At 45.1% G+C, this 19,691-nt stretch carries 17 protein-coding genes; 5 read left to right on the plus strand and 12 right to left on the minus strand.

From position 1 onward, the window contains the following. Positions 1 to 83 precede the first annotated feature (83 nt). From vpsR to xerD, 6 genes are all read right to left on the minus strand, one after another. Positions 84 to 1,418: a cyclic-di-GMP-binding transcriptional regulator VpsR gene (gene vpsR / locus AB4209_RS15390; RefSeq protein WP_136973917.1), complete on the minus strand. Its 1,335-nt coding sequence runs from the start codon at positions 1,416 to 1,418 to the stop codon at positions 84 to 86. A gap of 271 nt (positions 1,419 to 1,689) precedes the next feature. Continuing rightward, a complete protein-coding gene (lysS, locus tag AB4209_RS15395; RefSeq protein ID WP_017059330.1) occupies positions 1,690 to 3,222 on the minus strand; it encodes a lysine--tRNA ligase in 1,533 nt (510 codons plus the stop codon). Positions 3,223 to 3,320: 98 nt separating this feature from the next. Then, positions 3,321 to 4,419, minus strand: a protein-coding gene (prfB, locus tag AB4209_RS15400) for a peptide chain release factor 2 (protein WP_100208942.1) whose coding sequence is annotated in 2 segments (ribosomal slippage) — positions 3,321 to 4,343 and positions 4,345 to 4,419 — 1,098 coding nt in all. Because the reading frame shifts where the segments join, the coding sequence is not laid out codon by codon here. Positions 4,420 to 4,654: 235 nt separating this feature from the next. Beyond that, a complete protein-coding gene (gene recJ, locus AB4209_RS15405; protein WP_372056408.1) occupies positions 4,655 to 6,391 on the minus strand; it encodes a single-stranded-DNA-specific exonuclease RecJ in 1,737 nt (578 codons plus the stop codon). Between the two features lie 80 nt (positions 6,392 to 6,471). After that, positions 6,472 to 7,251, minus strand: a complete 780-nt coding sequence (locus tag AB4209_RS15410; protein ID WP_017059328.1) for a thioredoxin fold domain-containing protein — start codon at positions 7,249 to 7,251, stop codon at positions 6,472 to 6,474. Positions 7,252 to 7,277: 26 nt separating this feature from the next. After that, complete coding sequence (xerD, locus tag AB4209_RS15415) at positions 7,278 to 8,192, minus strand: site-specific tyrosine recombinase XerD (RefSeq protein ID WP_017059327.1); 915 nt, start codon at positions 8,190 to 8,192, stop codon at positions 7,278 to 7,280. Between the two features lie 150 nt (positions 8,193 to 8,342). On the opposite strand from xerD, the gene fldB reads away from it, so the two are divergent. Continuing rightward, a complete protein-coding gene (gene fldB / locus AB4209_RS15420; protein ID WP_017062875.1) occupies positions 8,343 to 8,864 on the plus strand; it encodes a flavodoxin FldB in 522 nt (173 codons plus the stop codon). Positions 8,865 to 9,010: 146 nt separating this feature from the next. Here the strand turns inward: fldB and brnQ are convergent, their stop codons facing one another. Then, on the minus strand, positions 9,011 to 10,324 hold the full coding sequence (brnQ, locus tag AB4209_RS15425; protein ID WP_017059325.1) for a branched-chain amino acid transport system II carrier protein: 1,314 nt from the start codon (positions 10,322 to 10,324) through the stop codon (positions 9,011 to 9,013). A 314-nt stretch (positions 10,325 to 10,638) separates the two neighbouring features. Between brnQ and AB4209_RS15430 the strand changes: the two genes are divergently transcribed. Continuing rightward, entirely contained in the window at positions 10,639 to 11,367 is a 729-nt protein-coding gene (locus AB4209_RS15430) for a tRNA1(Val) (adenine(37)-N6)-methyltransferase (RefSeq protein WP_017062876.1), read from the plus strand. Positions 11,368 to 11,474: 107 nt separating this feature from the next. Continuing rightward, positions 11,475 to 12,740 carry an ATP-dependent RNA helicase SrmB gene (srmB, locus tag AB4209_RS15435; RefSeq protein WP_017059323.1) on the plus strand — a complete coding sequence of 422 codons (1,266 nt, stop codon included), beginning with the start codon at positions 11,475 to 11,477 and terminating at the stop codon, positions 12,738 to 12,740. Positions 12,741 to 12,855: 115 nt separating this feature from the next. On the opposite strand, the gene yaaA is transcribed toward srmB, so the two are convergent. Together yaaA and AB4209_RS15445 are read right to left on the minus strand one after the other, a co-directional pair. Next, a complete protein-coding gene (yaaA, locus tag AB4209_RS15440) occupies positions 12,856 to 13,632 on the minus strand; it encodes a peroxide stress protein YaaA (RefSeq protein WP_017059322.1) in 777 nt (258 codons plus the stop codon). Between the two features lie 208 nt (positions 13,633 to 13,840). Further along, positions 13,841 to 15,268, minus strand: coding sequence for a sodium:alanine symporter family protein (locus AB4209_RS15445; RefSeq protein WP_102394356.1), 1,428 nt, complete (start codon positions 15,266 to 15,268; stop codon positions 13,841 to 13,843). Positions 15,269 to 15,977: 709 nt separating this feature from the next. Here AB4209_RS15445 and AB4209_RS15450 point away from each other — a divergent pair. Next, positions 15,978 to 16,166 (plus strand): DUF3545 family protein, encoded by a 189-nt coding sequence (locus tag AB4209_RS15450; protein WP_017059319.1) that lies wholly within the window; start codon positions 15,978 to 15,980, stop codon positions 16,164 to 16,166. 151 nt (positions 16,167 to 16,317) lie between these two features. Here AB4209_RS15450 and AB4209_RS15455 read toward each other — a convergent pair whose 3' ends face one another. The 3 genes from AB4209_RS15455 to nfo all read right to left on the minus strand — a co-directional run bounded on the left by AB4209_RS15455 (position 16,318) and on the right by nfo (position 18,942). After that, positions 16,318 to 16,869 carry a hemerythrin domain-containing protein gene (locus AB4209_RS15455; protein WP_017070073.1) on the minus strand — a complete coding sequence of 184 codons (552 nt, stop codon included), beginning with the start codon at positions 16,867 to 16,869 and terminating at the stop codon, positions 16,318 to 16,320. Positions 16,870 to 16,955: 86 nt separating this feature from the next. After that, positions 16,956 to 17,636 (minus strand): uracil-DNA glycosylase, encoded by a 681-nt coding sequence (ung, locus tag AB4209_RS15460; RefSeq protein ID WP_017059317.1) that lies wholly within the window; start codon positions 17,634 to 17,636, stop codon positions 16,956 to 16,958. 397 nt (positions 17,637 to 18,033) lie between these two features. Then, complete coding sequence (nfo, locus tag AB4209_RS15465; protein ID WP_102319761.1) at positions 18,034 to 18,942, minus strand: deoxyribonuclease IV; 909 nt, start codon at positions 18,940 to 18,942, stop codon at positions 18,034 to 18,036. 326 nt (positions 18,943 to 19,268) lie between these two features. On the opposite strand from nfo, the gene grcA reads away from it, so the two are divergent. Beyond that, positions 19,269 to 19,646: an autonomous glycyl radical cofactor GrcA gene (gene grcA, locus AB4209_RS15470; RefSeq protein ID WP_017059315.1), complete on the plus strand. Its 378-nt coding sequence runs from the start codon at positions 19,269 to 19,271 to the stop codon at positions 19,644 to 19,646. Positions 19,647 to 19,691 lie beyond the last annotated feature (45 nt).

Genomic DNA, 19,691 nt, shown 5'->3' on the forward strand with positions numbered 1-19,691 from the left:
CTCGGCGCACCAACAAAAAGAGCCACGCATGATGCGTCGCTCTTAAATTTACATTAACAGATTGAATCACTTAGCAAAGAATTCTAAATAACGCCCTCAGAAATAAGGCTGTGTTTATTCAATAAACGGTACATCGTTGCTCGTGATACTCCGAGCTCCTTAGCAGCCAACGAGACCTGTCCACCGTAAGATTCCAATACAATCAACAATGCATCGCGCTCTGAACGCTCACGAATGCTTTTCAAACTGCGACGTTCATCATTCTGTTTTGGTAAATCAAGTTGGTGATCTTCTATGATCACGGCATCCGACATCAGAACAACACGCTTTATCTGATTCATCAGCTCACGAACGTTGCCTGGCCAGTGGTAGCGATTCATTGAACGAATAGCATCCTCTGAGAAACTCTTAGCCTGAGCATTAAACTCTTTCGAGTACTCACGTAAGAAATGATTCGCTAACACAGAAATATCGCTCACACGCTCTTTTAAGCTTGGAACATGAATACGCAGAACATTGATATAGTGATAAAGCTCTTCATTGAAGTCGCCCTCGATCAACGCCTTCTCGATATCAGAGGAGTTCGCGGCCAGAATACGCACATCGACAGATTTAGGTCCATTCGCAGTTTCAATCTTACCTTCTTGTAGAAAGCGCAACAGGTTCAGTTGTTGATTGCGTGGCATCGCTAAAACATCATTAAGCAAGATGGTTCCGCCATCGGCTTCTTCCAACATACAAGGCGCAGTCGCTGACTGTGCTGATATGCCAAACACCTCGGCCTCTATTCTCATTTCAGACAAGGCACGACAGTTAACCGTTAAAAATGGTTTCTGTGCTCGCGACGAATTTTGATGAATCGAGCGTGCAATCGTCTCTTTACCAGCCCCACTCTCGCCATAAATCAAGATACTGACATCAGTCGGCCCAATACGCTTTACTTGGTCTCTCAAGCGCTTCACGGCCACAGAATCGCCTAGCAGTCCCATGTTGTTATTGATGCCGTAGTTTGGCCATACCTTCTGCTCAAGCTTAAGCATACCCAGTTGGTGACCAATGGTACTCAGCAATTGAGCATCTGGGATTGGTGCCGTGAAAAAGTCGATACAGAAGTTGACGATAAACTGGCAGATCGTATCAGAGCTTAATTGAGATTCACGGATAAAGGCGAGCCATCTCACCTGCTTGTTATTGCTCACAAGGTTAGCAATACCGTTGAGACTGAACTCATCATGACTAAGATCGACAATACCAATACATGGGCCAATATCAGCAATCAAGGCATCGGCTTTTCGTAAATCTGCACACTGGGTACACTGCCAACCCACTTGTTCTAACACTGATAACCAGGGTTCGTACGCACCACCAACGACGATAAGAGAACCTGGTAAGGAATCCATCTTAAATTGAGTTCCCATCCTTCTTCCTTATTCTATTTTTATTTAAATCAGACTAATACGAGTCACTGCTTCATCGTTCGACAAAATGCCGCGAGAGCGTATTCAGCGCAGAGACGTATAGTAGTGAGACTATCTTAGATTTTATGTCTCAATAGTAAGACTATGTCAGAAATAACGATTTTTCGAATCAAGAGTGCGGTACAGACTAGGTTTTGAAGCCCCAAAACAGAAAAAGCCACCCGAAGGTGGCTTTTTAATTACATAGGCTGTTACGCCCTATAAGCGAGAATTACGCCTGTGGACGCATTGCCGGGAACAAGATCACGTCACGGATTGTGTGCGTGTTTGTAAATAGCATTGCTAGACGGTCGATACCGATACCTTGACCCGCTGTTGGCGGTAGGCCGTGCTCTAGTGCAGTAATGTAGTCTGCATCGTAGTACATCGCTTCGTCATCACCCGCGTCTTTCGCGTTAACTTGCGCTTTGAAACGCTCGTCTTGGTCTTGTGCATCGTTAAGCTCAGAGAAACCATTCGCAACTTCACGGCCACCGATGAAGAACTCAAAACGGTCTGTGAAGAACGGGTTGTCATCGCTACGACGAGCTAGAGGAGAGATGTCCGCTGGGTAGCCAGTGATGAACGTTGGTTGAATTAGCTGAGGCTCAGCCGTTTCACCAAAGATCTCTTCTAGAAGCTGACCACATGTCCAGAACGTTTCTACGTCTACGTGTACAGATTTTGCGATAGCAACCATCTTTTCACGGTCTTGTAGGTCTGCTTCTGTTAGCGCTTGAATCTCAGCGTGCTCAGGGTTGTAGTGTTTGATTGCATCGAACATGCTCATGCGAGCGTAAGTGCCACCGAACTCAACCGTTTCGTCACCGTAAGGCATAGAAGTAGAACCAAGAACGTCCATTGCTGCCGTGCTTAGCATCTCTTCTGTCAGATCCATAAGGTCTTTGTAGTCAGAGTACGCTTGGTAGAATTCCATCATTGTGAATTCTGGGTTGTGACGTGGAGATAGACCTTCGTTACGGAAGTTACGGTTGATCTCGAATACACGGTCAAAACCACCCACCACTAGACGCTTAAGGTAAAGCTCTGGTGCAACACGTAGGTACATGTCGATGTCTAGTGCATTGTGATGAGTGATGAACGGACGTGCAGTTGCGCCACCCGGGATCACGTGCATCATTGGCGTTTCAACTTCTAGGTAGCCTTTCGCGCTCATGAAGTTACGGATTGAAGATACAAGCTTAGAACGCACGATGAATGCATTACGAGAATCTTCGTTCACGATTAGGTCAACGTAACGCTGACGGTAACGCATCTCTTGGTCAGTTAGACCGTGGAACTTCTCTGGTAGAGGACGAAGTGCTTTAGTCAGCAATTCAAACTCTTCCATGTTCACGTAAAGGTCGCCTTTACCTGATTTGTGAAGCGCACCTTTAACACCGATGATGTCACCGATATCTAGGCCTTGGTACTTCTCTTTCAGTACTTTTTGAACGTCTTTCGCTGCGTATGCTTGGATACGACCAGAAGTTTCTTGAATCGCAAGGAATGGACCACGCTTCGCCATAACACGACCAGCGATCGCAACGATGTGGTTAAGCTCTTCTAGCTCTTCCTTAGTCTTCTCACCGAATTCCGCTTGAAGATCGCCAGCTAGGTGCTCACGACGGAAGTCATTTGGGTGACCGTTAGCTTTGCAGTTTTGGCGGATGTGATCCAGCTTGCTGCGGCGCTCAGCGATTAGTTTGTTCTCTTCAGGTGAAGAAGCTTCTTGTGCGTTTTCGTTTTGAACAGCATCAGTCATTAGAGATGTACCCTGCTTTTAAAATTTGGACCGCTATATTTTTGCAAATATAGGCATTTTTACCAATATTATTGGTAAAGCTTAATAGTTGATAAAGCTTACAGACCTGATTTCAGGCTAGCTTCAATAAACTTGTCTAAGTCACCGTCAAGAACCGCTTGAGTATTACGGTTTTCGATGCCGGTGCGTAAATCTTTGATACGAGAATCATCCAGCACGTAAGAGCGGATTTGACTGCCCCAACCGATGTCTGATTTCGTCTCTTCGCTCGCTTGTTTTTCAGCATTTTGTTTTTGAATCTCAAGTTCAAAAAGCTTAGCACGTAGCTGCTTCATCGCTTGATCTTTGTTCTTATGCTGCGAACGGTCATTCTGACACTGAACCACAGTGTTAGTCGGAACGTGAGTAATACGTACCGCTGATTCCGTGGTGTTTACGTGCTGACCACCAGCGCCAGAGGCACGGTATACGTCAATACGTAGGTCAGAAGGATTAATGTCGATCGTAATGTTGTCATCAATCTCAGGATAGATAAACGCAGATGCAAATGAAGTATGACGACGACCACTTGAATCAAATGGTGACTTACGAACTAGACGGTGAACACCAGTCTCTGTGCGTAACCAACCGTAAGCATACTCACCAGAAATACGTACCGTTGCGCCTTTAAGGCCAGCAACATCACCATCCGACACTTCGATAACTTCAGTCTTGAAGCCTTTCGAATCTGCCCAACGTAAGTACATGCGCAACATCATTGAAGTCCAGTCTTGAGCTTCTGTACCGCCCGAACCTGACTGTAAATCGATGTAGCAATCTGATGCATCGTGATCACCAGAGAACATACGACGGAATTCCAGCTTCTCTAGCTTAGCTTCAAGCTCGGCCAGTTCTGGTTCAATTTCATCGAACGTTTCTTGATCTTCTTCTTCAACCGCAAGCTCTAATAGGCCATCAACATCCTCAACACCTTGGTCAAGTTGGTCGATCGTTTCTACTACCGCTTCCAATGCAGAACGTTCTTTACCTAGCGCTTGAGCACGCTCAGGTTCGTTCCATACATCCGGTTGTTCTAATTCTGCGTTTACTTCTTCTAGACGCTCTTTCTTAGCGTCATAGTCAAAGATACCCCCTCAGGATATTTGTGCGCTCAGACACATCCTGCAGACGGTTTTTTATAGGATTGATTTCAAACATTTTAGCTCATCATTTATGAGTAGAATTTAACCGAAGAATTGTACTCAAAAGTGTGACGGAGATACAGAATTTTTTAGAGTGGTGAACCAAGATTCAACAACTTAATGGGATATAAAATTGACAGGCATAAAAAACACGTAAATTTTGTAAGGGCAGGAAGGAAAACAAGCCCTGTTTTTGAACAGAGCTTGTTGAATTTGGCACTATATGATGAGCATTATTGAGCCCAAAATCACTATTTGGCTTCGATATGATCAATCATCAGCTGCAACGATTGGTTGCCGCGAAATTCGTTGATATCGAGCTTAAATGCAAGATGAACGGTTTTTACTGATGCATCAGGCCAGCGACGTAGGTCGACGTTAAAGGCAATACCGTCAATCATCACATTGGTTGGGTGGCCTTTGTAGAGCGGCTCAAGCATCAGCTTAAGGTGCTTTTCACCCACCAGCTTTTGGTGCAGCACTTTAAACTCACCATCGAAGATTGGCTCAGGGAAAGCTTGTCCCCACGGGCCACCTGAACGCAGCGTTTCAGCGGTGTGCATCGAGAACTCTTCTGGTAACAGCTCACCATCAGACAAGATAATGCCCTTCAGTGCTGTTTCTCCAAGTTCATTCTTCACCACATCATCGAACAGCTTGCTGAAGCGTTCAAAGTCCTTTTCCATGATGGTTAAACCAGCCGCCATTGCGTGGCCACCAAATTTAAGAATCAAGCCAGGGTTTTGAGTATCAATTCGGTCCAATGCATCACGCATGTGCAGACCCGGAATTGAACGACATGAACCTTTGATACTGCCTTCGCCGCCATCTGCAAACGCAATCACTGGGCGGTGGTATTTGTCTTTGATACGCGAAGCCAAAATACCAATCACACCTTGGTGCCAATCACGTTGGAATAGTGCCAAGCCAGAAGGTAGGTCGTCTTTACCAAATTCAAGGCGCTCACAAAAAGCCATCGCTTCTTGCTTCATACCCTCTTCGATCTCTTTACGTGTTTGGTTCAAGCCATCTAACTCACTCGCCATTCGACGAGCCGCATGGATGTTGTTACTCATTAGCAGCTCAACACCAAAAGACATGTCGTCTAATCGACCAGCTGCATTGATACGAGGACCAAGAGCAAAGCCAAAGTCAGACGCCACCAAACGCTTAGCGTCTCGCTTAGCAATTTCGATCAAGGCTTGAATGCCCGGACGAGCTTTACCCGCACGAATACGTTGCAAACCTTGATGAACTAAAATTCGGTTGTTTTCATCGAGTGGAACCACGTCGGCAACCGTACCCAGCGCCACAAGGTCAATCAGTTCCATCAACTTAGGTTCTGTCATGCCGCGCTCTGCAAACCAACCCAATTTACGCATGTGAACACACAATGCCATCATCAGGTAAAAAGCGACACCAACCCCCGCTAGGGCTTTCGAAGGAAAAGCACAACTTTCAAGGTTTGGGTTAACCATAGCATCGACCATTGGCAGTTCATTGCCCGGCAAGTGATGATCGGTAACCAGAACCTCTAGCCCTTTCTCTTTAGCAAAGCGAACACCTTCAATTGAAGATACACCGTTGTCGACCGTCATGATCACTTCAGCACCAAGCTCGATTGCCTGTTCAACAACCTCAGGGCTCAAGCCATAACCATCTTCAAAACGGTTTGGTACCAGATAGTCGACGTTAGAGCTGCCGAGCATACGTAACGCTAAAACAGACAGCGCCGAGCTGGTCGCGCCATCGGCATCAAAGTCACCAACAATGATGATGCGTTTTTGCTGCTGAATAGCTTTGAACAACAGCTCAACCGCAGCATCAATGCCGCCCAGTTTTTGATAAGAGTGCAAGCCTTTCGCTGCTGTCTCTAGTTGGTCGGCACTGTCGATTCCACGACTCACATAAATGCGCTTTAACAAGTCAGGTAAGTGAGCAGGTAAGACTGAAATGTCGACCTCAGGACGGCGTTGGATCTCTATCATATAAAAATGGGCCCGATATCAATCAGGCCACTCCTTAAATCAAAAACATGGGGGATAAATTGGCAATACAGAAAACGAGATTATTGCTCTAAACGTTGAAGAAGTTGTGCTGGCGGTAAGTAACCACTCACCAACTCACCACTTGCTAGCACGATAGCCGGTGTGCCATTGATGCCAAGCTCACGACCTAATTGGTACTGTTTAGCAATGATCTGCTTTTGCTCTGCTAGATCTTTACCAGACGCTGGCATTTGACGATTTACTTTAGCGTCATGCATCGCTGTTTTTGGATCATCTGAAGCCCAGATTGCTGCCATTTGATCGGCAACTTGCCCTGTCGCACCTTGGCGTGGATAAGCCATGTAACGAACGGTAATACCCAGATCGTTGTAGCCCTGCATTTGGCTGTGCAGACGAACACAGTAGCCACACGTAATGTCAGTAAATACCGTCACAACATACTTTTCGTTATCGGCTTTGTATTCAATAACCGTATCCGACATTGCTGCTACTTTTTCAGCATTCAACGGAGCTTGACGCTCAGCCAAAACATCACTGAACTTACCGTTGTCATCCAAAGAGTAAAGTGTACCGGCTAGAAAATGGTCGCCCTTAGGAGAAGAAAAGATAATGCCGCTGTTGGTTTGAACTTCTAAAAGACCATCGATATCCGAAGGAACAATCTTATCGACCTTAATGCCGATCTTTTCAAAACGCTTAGTTAACGCTGCAGTATCAATAGCTTGAGCAGGAGCAGCTTCTACGGCTGTTGACGTTGTTTCTACTTTCGCTTCTGATGCATTACATGCAGTAATCATAAGAGGAAGCGCTAGTAGAGGAAGACGGCGTAATACGCTCATTAAGTTCACCTTAAAAATAAATGGATTTAAGCACGTGGGTGATGCTGCGCATGAATTTGCTTGAGCCTTTCAGTCGCCACGTGAGTATAAATTTGGGTTGTCGATAAGTCACTATGCCCAAGTAACATCTGTACGACCCTGAGATCTGCGCCATAGTTCAGTAAATGCGTCGCAAAAGCGTGTCTCAATACGTGTGGTGACAACAATTCTGTGTCGATACCAGCGACGACCGAGTAGTGCTTAATACGATACCAGAACGTCTGACGGGTCATTTGCTTGGCGCGTTTACTCGGAAAAACCACATCAGAACTGTTTTCGCCAAGTAGATGTGGACGACCCTGTTCAATAAAAGTCTCTATCCAATCCACCGCATTTTCGCCCATTGGTACTAAGCGCTCTTTGCCACCCTTACCAATAACACGCACCACGCCCTGTCTTAGGCTGATGTTTTCCATCGTCAAGCTAACCAGTTCTGTCACACGCAAACCGGTTGCATAGAGTAACTCAAGCATCGCCTTATCGCGAAGCTCAATCGGATCGTTCGGATCTGGCGCATCAAGCAAAGCATCAACCTGTTCTTCGCTCAAATCTTTCGGCAAGCGTTGCGGCAGCTTCGGGCTGATCAACAAGGCACTTGGATCATCGCCTCTGATTTTCTCGCGGTGCAAATATTGGAACAAGCGACGAATCGCCGACAACATACGGGCACGAGAGGTCTGCTTAAAATCGGCGTCGGCTAACCAGCCTTGATAATCCTGTAAACCTGAAAGGCTAATGAAGTCGAGGCGGTAATTGTTCTTTTCCATCCACGCTAATAACTTAGACAAATCGGTACGGTACGAGACAAGCGTATTCTCCGATAATCCTCGCTCCATCCACATAGCATCTAAAAACTGCTCAACGAGACCGTGGTCTGCGCTCTGCCCTTGAGGCGACTGCATAGTGTTACTCACAATATTGGAAACTGTTTTGAGAGTATGCCAGAGCAAATATGAATGCCATAAAAATTACGACTTGAGCGGATAATCGCTGCAATCGAAGTCGATTTATGGTTAGAATTCGCCATCTGAAATTAAAATCGAACGTTTGCTATGAAAATTGGATTATTTTACGGCTCAACCACCTGCTACACAGAAATGGCAGCAGAGAAAATTCGCGGCATTATTGGTGAAGACCTAGTTGATATCCATAACGTGAAAGAAAGCCCTCTTTCATTGATGGCGGACTACGACCTTTTATTGCTGGGCATCTCGACTTGGGACTTCGGTGAAATCCAAGAAGATTGGAATGAACTGTGGGAAGACATCGCAACCACGCCTATGAAAGGCAAGGTTGTGGCTCTGTTTGGTTTGGGTGACCAAGAAGGCTACGGCGAATGGTTCCTAGATGCGATGGGTCTATTGCATGATGAACTGAAAACCGCGGGTGCAGAGTTTGTTGGCTTCTGGCCAAACGATGACAGCTACGAGTTCGAAGCGTCTAAAGCGTTAACCGAAGACAAATCTCAATTCGTTGGTTTGGCGCTTGATGAAGATTCACAATACGAGCTAAGCGACGACCGTATCGCAAGCTGGGTTGAGCAAGTACTGGTTGAGTACAGCGAAAAGCTATAACCAAACAGAAGTACTCCCGGCTAAGTAGCTAACCAAGTAACTAGCTGGATATAAAAAGACCACAGAATACAAAAAGGCCTCATTACTGCGAAGTAATGAGGCCTTTTCTATTTCATCTCGAAGGACAATCTAATCTCAACGGAAGATTAAACAGTCTCTTCAGCCATCTCTTGTTCTGTTGACTTGCCAACAAAGAACATACAGATGATTGCAGCCGTTGTTGGAAGCAACCAACCCATACCGATCTCAAACAGTGGCAGCATCTTAAGTGCAGACACGTCTACACCCGCTACTTTAGCGCCATCAATAAGAGCAAACAGCAGTGACACTAATACCACTACGCGGTAAGCCGCTTTTGGATTAGGGAAACGGCTACGTAAGAATGTCAGAGCAACCAACGCGATAGCGACTGGGTACAGTGCAAACAATACTGGAACAGACAGAGAAATCAGTTGAGAAAGACCAACGTTCGCAACGGTTGCACAAGCTACACCATTGATGATTACCCAAGTCTTGTAAGACAGAGGCGTTAGCGAGCTGAAGTAATCAGAACATGCTGACACAAGGCCAATCGCCGTAGTTAGACATGCTAATAGTACGATCACAGAAAGCACTAGCTGACCAGAAGGACCAAACAACGATTGAACGTATAGGCTTAAAATAGCACCGCCATTGTCTGCACCAGCTGCGACTGTTGCACTTGTTGCGCCTAGGAAAAATAGAGAGATGTAAACAAACGCCAGACCCGCTGCGGCAATACAACCCGCGCTAATTAGGTACTTAGTCGTCGCTGCACGGTCAGTAATGCCCTTGCTACGAATCGCATCAACAATCAGCATACCAAACATCAAAGAAGCAAAAGTATCCATGGTGTTGTAGCCTTCAAGGAAACCTTTGGTCAGTGGTTGAGTGATGTACTCACCGTGAGCCGCAAGAATATCGCCTTGAGGGTTAACGAATACAGCAATCGCCAGCACAACCAAACCAACGAACAGTGCAGGTGTTAGCACCTTACCAATGACGTCAATAAGCTTACCTTGCGACCATGAGAAGAACATCGCTACTGCAAAAAATGCAATCGAAAAGAGAGTTAGGTGAGCTTGAGAGGCATCGATGAAGAACGGTTTCACCGCCATCTCATAGGCAACAAGGCCAGTACGCGGTGCAGCAAATGCAGGACCGATAATGATAAAGATCAGTACAGCCATGATGGTTGCTGCTTTCTTAGGAAGATCTTTAGTTAAGTGACCCCAAGAGCCACCAGCCACTGCGACCGCGACGATAGTGATTAACGGCAGACCAACGGCAGTCAGCAGAAAACCAGACATCGCTGGAAGGAAGTGATCACCGGCTAATTGGCCAGCTAGAGGTGGGAAGATGATGTTACCCGCACCCAAGAAAAACGCAAAAAGCATAAAGCCCAATGCCATTATATCTGTTAGTTTTAGACTCTGTTTCACAGATAATCCTTAATTATATTTATGAATTTATGTTGTGCTTACATGAATGTTACAGCTCAAAGCTGCCAATCAATCTATAAAATAGTCGCGCATAATGACGAAACAACTGGCTAGCTGCAAGTCACCACACAAAAACACCATATAAATTTGCATATGAGAACAAAAAGCAGTGGATTCCACTAGCTATAGAAAAATAGCCACAATTATAAACTAACCATAATGCACAACAATATTCTTCCAAGCAGAACATTAATTCATACAAGCGGTTAACATTAGAGCTAATCACTTAAAATATCTCGATACTCAGAACATTAATGAAAGACAAAACAGTGCAAACTAAAAGCTTCAATTTTAAGCAATTCTCAATTTACGGCGGGAAAAGCGGTATGCCAGTCAGTACCGATGGCGTATTACTTGGCGCTTGGGTAAGCCTGCCACAAAGATCATGTGTACTCGATATTGGAACCGGGACAGGTCTGCTGGCTTTGATGGCTGCGCAGCGTTTTGAAGATGCTTCAATCTCTGCGATAGATATTGATCAACACGCTATTGATGCTGCCACTGTCAATATTGAGCAGTCGCCTTGGCAAAATCGTATCTCCCTTGATCACGGCAGCGTGTTAACAACCGACTTTCCACAAAGGTTTGATGCGATCATCTGTAACCCGCCCTATTTCAACTCTGGAGAACAGGCGCAGCAAAGCCAAAGAGCCACCGCCAGGCACACCGACAGCTTGGATCATTTAGCGCTTGCCCAGCGTTGTTTCGAGATAACAACCGACGCCGCGACTGCCAGTTTCATCCTACCGACGCCTGAGGGGGAAGGTTTTATCAAGCTTGCCGAGCAATGTGGTTGGTATCTAGCAAAACGCCTTGATGTAAAAACAACAGATAAAAAGCCAGCTAGCCGAATTTTATTCGAGTTATCTAAAGATCCTGCTTGCGAGCAAGATTTGCAGCGCGAATCGCTTACAATTCACCATCAAGGTGGTTATAGCGAAGCATTTATTGCGCTCACTAAAGATTTTTATCTCAAGATGTAGCAAATACCATGTGATCCTAATCACTAATGCTTCTATAATGTCCGACTACTCTTTTTTATCGTCTGCTTTTTGAGGCAGAAACATTTATTGCTTGTGGAGAAACAACAGTGATCAGAACCTTTGCAGAACTCGATCTAAACCAAGAGCTGCTTAAAGCAATTGACGAAATGGGCTACGAACGTCCAACACAGATACAAGCTGAAGCAATCCCACAAGCGTTAGATGGAAGAGACGTTTTGGCTTCTGCGCCAACAGGTACTGGTAAAACAGCATCATTTGTATTGCCAGCACTGCAATACCTACTGGATTTCCCACGTAAGAAATCTGGCCCTGCACGTATGCTTATCCTGACGCCAACGCGTGAGCTAGCAATGCAGATCACCGAACAAGCACGTGAGCTTGCTAAATACACCAGCCTAAATATCTTCACGATCACGGGCGGTGTGATGTACCAAGAGCACGCAGATATCTTAAGTACCACTCAAGATATCGTAGTAGCAACACCTGGCCGTTTGATGGAATACATTGAAGGCGAGCGTTTTGACTGTCGTGCGATTGAATGGCTGGTTCTAGATGAAGCCGACCGCATGCTAGACATGGGCTTTGGTCCTGTTGTTGACCGTCTGTCTGCAGAGTGTCGCTGGCGTAAACAAACTTTACTGTTCTCAGCAACACTAGAAGGTAAAGGCATTGAAGGCTTCACTGAAGATCTACTTAAAAACCCAGCGGAGATCGATGCGAAATCATCACTTCGTGAGCGTAAGAAGATCACTCAGTGGTACCACCGTGCAGACACGGCAGAGCACAAGCTGAACATCCTAAAGCACGTCATCACAGAGCAAGCTGAGCGCAGCATCGTATTCTTGAAGACGCGTGATCGTCTAGGTGATCTACGAGCTCAACTTGAAAGCGCGCAAATCCCATGTGCGTGGATCCAAGGTGAAATGCCTCAAGATCGTCGTAACAACGCGATTGCTCGTTTCCGTGACGGCTCTGTAAACGTACTACTAGCGACTGACGTTGCTGCTCGTGGTATCGACCTTCCAGACGTAAGCCACGTAATCAACTACGACATGCCACGTACTGCTGACGTATACCTACACCGTATTGGCCGTACGGCTCGTGCTGGTAAAAAAGGTAACGCGGTTTCTATCATTGAAGCGCACGATCAACTAATGATTGAGCGTGTGGCTCGTTACACAGACGAACCAATCAAAGAACGCTTCATCGAAGGCATGCGCCCTACGCATAAGAAAGCGGCCGTGACTAAGAAGAAGAAGCCGAAGAAAGAAGATAAGAAAGCGGTAGAGAAACAAAAAATCGCGAAGAAGAAAAAAATCGCGAAGAAAAAGAAAGCAGCAAAGAAGAAGTAATCTACCAGCTTCAACGATTCAATAAAAAAGCCCCATGCAGTTCGCTGTATGGGGCTTTTCTCTATCTGGTCTGTTATCAGGCTAAAACCGAGAGCTACTCGTTAGCCAAGGACTACTAGTTTTGCTCTTCGCGCTTAAAGACAAGCTCTTTCGCGTTCGACTCTTCTTCAACGAAGTAGTAGCCCGCCGTATCAAACTGGGTCAGCGCCTCAACCGAGTCGATCTTGTTCTCGATGATGTAGCGAGCCATCATGCCACGCGCTTTCTTCGCGTAGAAACTGATCACCTTGTACTGACCGTTCTTGCAGTCTTTGAATACAGGGGTAATCACTTGGCCATCCAAGTTCTTCGGCTTCACGGCTTTAAAGTATTCGTTCGACGCTAGATTGATCAACACATTGTCGCCTTGAGCATTCAACGCTTCATTGAGCTTGTCTGTGATGATGTTGCCCCAGAACTGGTACAAGTTAGTACCACGAGCATTGGCTAAGCGTGTACCCATCTCTAGGCGGTATGGCTGCATCAAATCTAATGGCTTAAGCAAGCCATATAACCCAGAAAGCATGCGCAGGTGGTCTTGTGCGTAGTCAAAATCTTCATCCGATAGCGTTTCAGCGTCTAGGCCAGTGTATACATCGCCTTTAAAGGCTAGGATTGCTTGCCGTGCGTTGTCTTGGGTAAAGGTCTCGCTCCACTGCTCAAAGCGCGCTACGTTCAACCCTGCGATTTTATCGCTGACTTTCATCAGTGCAGAAATATCTACTGGCGTCAGTTTGCGGCACTCTTCAATCAGCTCAGCAGAGTGTTCAACAAACTCAGGCTGACTAAAGCGTTCCGTCGCTAATGGTGATTCGTAATCAAGTGTTTTGGCTGGAGAAACGACAACTAACATAACTTTACCCTAATCGGTTATCTAACTGGATGCTGCTAGAGTATAGAAAAAACATCAACTTGTCTTTATGACTGTTCCTATTACTTCGATAGGGAGAATGAGCTTCGATAGACAGAATGAGACAAATGACAGGCAAACAAAAAGGCTAAGGTCGAAACCTTAGCCTTTCTAATCACTTTAGGATGAGCCGTTTATCGCTCCAACAAGATTACTTCTTGTTGTTGTCCCAAATACCGTCTTCCAGCTGAGACTTAAGCTCTGGGAAGTCATTCGAATCGAATGCTGGTACTTTACCCGCGTCTAGTTGGCGGTTGTAGTCTTTCGCTAGCTTAATCACGATACCTGATAGCAGGATAATCGCCACCAAGTTAACAATCGCCATTAGGCCCATCGATACGTCAGCCAGTGCCCATACCGTTGGTAACGTCGCTAGAGAACCGAACATAACCATACCCAGAACAACGATACGGAACAGCACTAGGCCCTTCTTGTTGTTGTGCTCAAGGAAGATAAGGTTCGTTTCAGCGTACGAGTAGTTTGCAATGATTGAAGTGAAAGCGAAGAAGAAAATCGCTACCGCTACAAAAATGCCGCCCCATTCGCCCACTTGTGCTGTTAGTGCACGTTGCGTTAGTTCGATACCCGTTACTTCACCGTGTGGTACATACTCACCAGACATCAGGATGATTGCGACTGTTGCTGAACAGATAACAATGGTATCCATGAACACGCCTAGCATTTGCACGTAACCTTGTGATGCTGGGTGCGGTGGGTAAGGCGTAGCAGAAGCTGCTGCGTTTGGCGCAGAACCCATACCCGCTTCGTTCGAGAACAAACCACGTTTGATGCCGTTAATCATCGCTTGTGCGATTGCGTAACCTAGGCCACCCGCTGCTGCTTCTTGCAGACCGAATGCACTCTTGAAGATAAGAGCCAGTACTTCAGGCACTTTCTCGATGTTCGCGAACATCACGTACATAGCGATCGCTAGGTAAGCCAATGCCATGATTGGAACGATGATTTCTGCTGTGCGTGCAATCTTACGGATACCACCGAAGATAACGAACGCAGAGATGATTACGATACCAACACCAACGTAGCTACGCTCAAGGTCGAATGCCGTATTCATTGCGCTTGCAATCGCGTTCGCTTGAACCGCGTTGAATACAAGACCAAATGCAATGATGAGGAAGATAGAGAATAGAACCCCCATCCAACGCATGCCTAGGCCTTTCTCCATGTAGTATGCAGGGCCGCCGCGGTAGTTACCGTCGTTATCACGCGTTTTGTATAGCTGTGCCAGTGTGCTTTCTGCAAACGATGTTGCCATACCTAGCATTGCGATTAGCCACATCCAGAAGATAGCACCAGGGCCACCAGCGGTTAGTGCTACAGCAACACCTGCCATGTTACCCGTACCTACACGAGCAGCGAGACTAGTACAAAGAGCTTGGAAAGAAGAGATACCAGCACTGTCTGCTTTACGGCTGTTTCTAAGAACAGAGAACATGTGGCCGAAATGGCGGAATTGAATGAAGCCTAGTCGTACAGTGAAGTAGATACCCACACCAACCAGTAAGTAAACTAAGATAGATCCCCAAAGGAGATCGTTCATCAAATTGATTAAGTCTGTCACGTGAACCTCGTAATTGAGTTTAAGCACCGATCATGCTTCCTAGCCTTCCTCTTAATCGCCTATGCCTCTGTCAATGTTGTGTCGGCACTCTTGTTATATTCTTGCGGCGATTGAGACTGTAAATGTCGCTTCATGCATCCATTTTACGTATCAGTGTATTTTTTGACGGGCGGATAATGCAGCGAGACGGCCTAAAAATCAATATGCAAATACACTTATATTAAAATGACATTTCACTAATAACACACCTTTTGTTAACACAACTTTCAACAATGCAGCCCAATAAAAGTCACATTATCGGGACATAATATCAACAACAGCCACGGCACTACCCCAACAAGAACACCATCCTATAAAAATGACGTCAGCCTAGGTTTTACAAGGTATAGTGAAGATCTTCGTTTTTTTCTAGGCCAATGAGATCCCTATACCGCACGGTACCATGTGCACTTCAATGCATTGTAGTCAAAACGCTATTCCATTCGCACAATGAATTAACATTCAATAACCCCCAATTTAATCGTTTACTTAGGTTTGTTTGCCTGTTTTTTATACATAATAATTCTCACAATGTGTGAGCATGCATAAGAAAATAGAACAAAAGCTTCATGGATTTGAAACAAATGAGAAACAAATCAAAGTTATTGTGAACCTAAATATGATATTTATTGGTTCGTAAGAACTAGTCCCACGGAAGGAGATATGGCTTATGGATAGCTTTCAATTCGATGAAGTATCAGAACTAGAAATGCCTCGTGTAACTCAAAAATCACGCTCGAAACCACTCAAGCGTAAGTGGCGTGAAATCGAAGCCATCAACGATCGTAGGCAGCTTGAGAAAGAGCTGAGAGAGATGAACCTAGGTCTTGATTTTAGCCTTGACGATATAAAACTTTAATCAGCACGATAAGAAATCAGATAGCAAAAGGCACCTATATAGGTGCCTTTTTTATTTTTTGAGGTAGTTAATCCGCTCAAAGCGCCATTTGGAAACCAACCCTCTAATATAGAGGATACCTAAAATAGGTGCACCTCAACATTACAACGGGCTAAACACACTCTTGTTCATTTTGTCGAACCCGAGCCGCGAGTTGGCGATATTGATCGGCGATGGTCTCTCCAAAAACAGGGTCATCTTCCGGTTGAAGCCATTGAGACTCCACTTCTTGCCAATCTTTCACCGTGAACGCCTCAACAATCATGGGTAGCACATGCTTCTCTTCATATTCCATGTGCTTTCGCTGAGCCTTAACAAACGCTTCAAGCTGCTCAATAAAGACTTGCTGAGGAACCACCGCATCTTGAAGGATCATATCGACCAAACCTAAAAAGTCCGCCGTTTTCTCAGAAAGCAATTGATGCTCTAACTCCAAGTCTTCAATCGCTTGCTCGCTGCCATATTGCTTAAGATAGTAGCGATAAATGACGTCTTCTTTAGGGTGATGCACTTTGTCTGAATGGTTCATAAGGTAATGAACCACCTCTGCGATCAGGCTATAGTTTATTTCTCGCTCCTGTTTCAGAAACTCTAACTTACTGTTGAGTATCGCGAGTAAACGAGCCATATAGCCATGCTCTCGTCTTATCCTTTCAATCATCATAGTATTGCACTCCATTACACCTACTATTTATAAGTGTATACGAATATGCTGATTTATGATTTGACCCTGCTCAGAAAACCACCAACCTACACTTCTGTTGGTAAACGCCAGTCAATAGGTTGTTGATCCATAGAAGAAAGCAGCTTGTTGGTTGTAGAGAAATGCTGACAACCGAAGAATCCACGGCGTGCCGATAATGGCGATGGGTGAGGTGCAACCAACACATGATGCTTGTCGTCATCAATCGCTTGACCTTTCTTCTGGGCGTGTGCGCCCCACAACAAAAAGATGATCGGTTCAGAGCGCTGATTGAGCTCAGCAATAATGGCATCGGTAAAGGTTTCCCAGCCACACTTAGCATGTGAGTGTGCTTTTGCCTCTTCGACTGTAAGGACTGTGTTCAACATCAACACCCCTTGCGATGCCCAAGAATCGAGATAACCATGACTAGGAATCTCAAAGCCCTCTATATCTTGTGCAAGCTCTTTGTACATATTGCGTAGAGAAGGTGGGATTTTCACACCAGGAAGCACTGAGAATGCTAAGCCGTGAGCTTGGTTAGCACCGTGATAAGGATCTTGCCCTAAGATAACCACTCGCACGGATTCGAAAGGCGTCATATCAAAGGCACTGAACACCTGTTCTTGTGGCGGGTAGACGGTTTTACCACTATTACGTTGTTGTTCAACAAACGCGAGGACACTCTGAAAGTACTCTTTATCACGTTCATCATTAATAATGGATTCCCAAGTCTTTGGTGCGGTCATCGTTTTACTTCCCAATCATCAAGGTTTCTAGCGGCTTTCGCCAGACAAAAAAATAGCTGTATCGGCTAACTGTCCTAAATAAGGCTCTAGTTATACCTCATACAGCTATCAATAAACATGATGTGTAGGGTTCACTTGTTGATGAATCATAATAATCAGTTCAAGTTGTGCTTATCTCGATTAACCACTTTTCTGCTGTGTACGATGGTGGCCGTGGTTATGCACGTGACGGTTTGGTGTAGGTAAACGGCGTGCGACAGCAATAGTTGAAGTTTGGGTGATTGAATACATAAAGGCACCTCCTCTAAGACATCGTGAACTACATATTCACTTTAATACTATGAAAGAAAGGTGCCAATTTTTAGAAATAGACGGAAATAAATTTCCCCCTCTATTATTACGCTTGTTCGCTCGCTAGCGTTGCTGAGCGATGAAACATTCTAAGTTGTTGAATTTCCTCTTTCCAGATCGTCGAATCAATGGTTTCCAAGATAAGAGGGATACCATTAAAGCGAGAATCAGAGGCAATATACTCAAAACAATCCCAGCCAATTTCGCCTTTTCCTAAAGAATGGTGTCGATCGACTCGGCTCGCGAACTCAGCTTTTGAATCATTGATGTGCATTGCTCTTAGATAGTGCATACCCACGATGCGGTCGAACTCAGCAAAAGTATGCTCACACGCCTCTTTTGTACGTAAGTCATAGCCAGCAGTAAACGTATGGCAGGTGTCTAAGCACACACCCACACGTGACTTATCTTCTACCTGCTCGATAATCTCGGCTAGATGTTCAAACTTCCAACCCAGATTAGTGCCCTGCCCAGACGTATTCTCGATCACTGCGATTACGTCAGGTACCGCTTGATGAGCTAGGTTTATCGATTCAGCGATCTTCGCCAAACATTCGCTTTCTGAGATTTTCTTTAAATGACTCCCAGGATGAAAATTCAAAAGCGTTAGTCCAAGTTGATTACAACGCTCCATTTCATCAATAAAAGCCGCGCGTGATTTCTCTAGCTTCTCTTCTTCTGGCGCTCCTAGGTTAATCAGGTAGGAGTCATGAGGAAGAATGTGCTCAGCACCGTAGCCCAACATTTTGCAATTGGCTTTAAAGGCACTAATGGTTTTCGCTTCTAGTGGTTTTGCCGCCCACTGTCTCTGGTTCTTGGTAAACAGTGCAAACGCATTGGCACCTATTTCACGTGCACGCATAGGCGCCTGATCAACTCCACCAGCAGCCGAGACATGAGCGCCAATAAACTTAATATTTGTTTCCGGTTTTGAGGATGAATTATTGTTTGTCATTAAATCACTTTACACTTTCAGAATGCTTAATAAATAAAGGGTCGTATCGGTTGTAGTTCAATAAAAACACAACAAATGTAGTAAACTTACAATAAATATGACTGTTAAATATTTTTTATACTTTAAAATATTTTGTAATTACTTTGTTTTCAAAGGTTTTATTGATTTACCTCAATATAATCACCTTTGTGAAAATATGGTTTTTGGTTGTTTTTTGACTTGAATCAATGTTAACCTTACTAATATTAGGTATATATTACCCAGCTCAATAAAAATCGAAAGTTAACACCATAATCAAACCACATTCAGTGGACTAGGAGATAGTTATGATCCAAGGTATTCAAATTACTAAAGCAGCAAACGATGACCTACTAAACTCAATCTGGCTACTAGATAGCGAGAAGAATGAAGCTCGTTGTGTTGTTGCTACTGCAGGTTTCGAAGCTGACCAAGTTATCTCAGCTGCAGACCTAGGCGAGTACGAAAGCCGTGAAGTTGCAATCGAAGCAGCACCACGCATCGAAGGTGGTCAACACCTAAACGTTAACGTTCTTAAGCGTGAAACGCTAGAAGACGCAGTTGCTCACCCAGAGAACTACCCACAGCTAACTATCCGTGTATCGGGTTACGCTGTACGTTTCAACTCTCTAACAACTGAACAGCAACGTGACGTTATCGCACGTACGTTCACTGAGTCTCTATAATTTTTAGAGCTTAAATTAGAATACAAAAACGGCGCTCATTGAGCG

The sequence above is a fragment of the Vibrio sp. 10N.286.48.C11 genome (assembly GCF_041469805.1).
Taxonomy (GTDB): Bacteria; Pseudomonadota; Gammaproteobacteria; order Enterobacterales; family Vibrionaceae; genus Vibrio; species Vibrio crassostreae_C.

What these genes read in the sequence shown, in the direction of transcription:
- vpsR (WP_136973917.1), bottom strand. Translation starts at nt 1,418, where the DNA reads ATGGGAACTCAATTTAAGATGGATTCCTTACCAGGTTCTCTTATCGTC.
- lysS (WP_017059330.1), bottom strand. Translation starts at nt 3,222, where the DNA reads ATGACTGATGCTGTTCAAAACGAAAACGCACAAGAAGCTTCTTCACCT.
- recJ (WP_372056408.1), bottom strand. Translation starts at nt 6,391, where the DNA reads ATGATAGAGATCCAACGCCGTCCTGAGGTCGACATTTCAGTCTTACCT.
- AB4209_RS15410 (WP_017059328.1), bottom strand. Translation starts at nt 7,251, where the DNA reads ATGAGCGTATTACGCCGTCTTCCTCTACTAGCGCTTCCTCTTATGATT.
- xerD (WP_017059327.1), bottom strand. Translation starts at nt 8,192, where the DNA reads ATGCAGTCGCCTCAAGGGCAGAGCGCAGACCACGGTCTCGTTGAGCAG.
- fldB (WP_017062875.1), top strand. Translation starts at nt 8,343, where the DNA reads ATGAAAATTGGATTATTTTACGGCTCAACCACCTGCTACACAGAAATG.
- AB4209_RS15430 (WP_017062876.1), top strand. Translation starts at nt 10,639, where the DNA reads ATGAAAGACAAAACAGTGCAAACTAAAAGCTTCAATTTTAAGCAATTC.
- yaaA (WP_017059322.1), bottom strand. Translation starts at nt 13,632, where the DNA reads ATGTTAGTTGTCGTTTCTCCAGCCAAAACACTTGATTACGAATCACCA.
- AB4209_RS15450 (WP_017059319.1), top strand. Translation starts at nt 15,978, where the DNA reads ATGGATAGCTTTCAATTCGATGAAGTATCAGAACTAGAAATGCCTCGT.
- AB4209_RS15455 (WP_017070073.1), bottom strand. Translation starts at nt 16,869, where the DNA reads ATGATGATTGAAAGGATAAGACGAGAGCATGGCTATATGGCTCGTTTA.
- ung (WP_017059317.1), bottom strand. Translation starts at nt 17,636, where the DNA reads ATGACCGCACCAAAGACTTGGGAATCCATTATTAATGATGAACGTGAT.
- nfo (WP_102319761.1), bottom strand. Translation starts at nt 18,942, where the DNA reads ATGACAAACAATAATTCATCCTCAAAACCGGAAACAAATATTAAGTTT.
- grcA (WP_017059315.1), top strand. Translation starts at nt 19,269, where the DNA reads ATGATCCAAGGTATTCAAATTACTAAAGCAGCAAACGATGACCTACTA.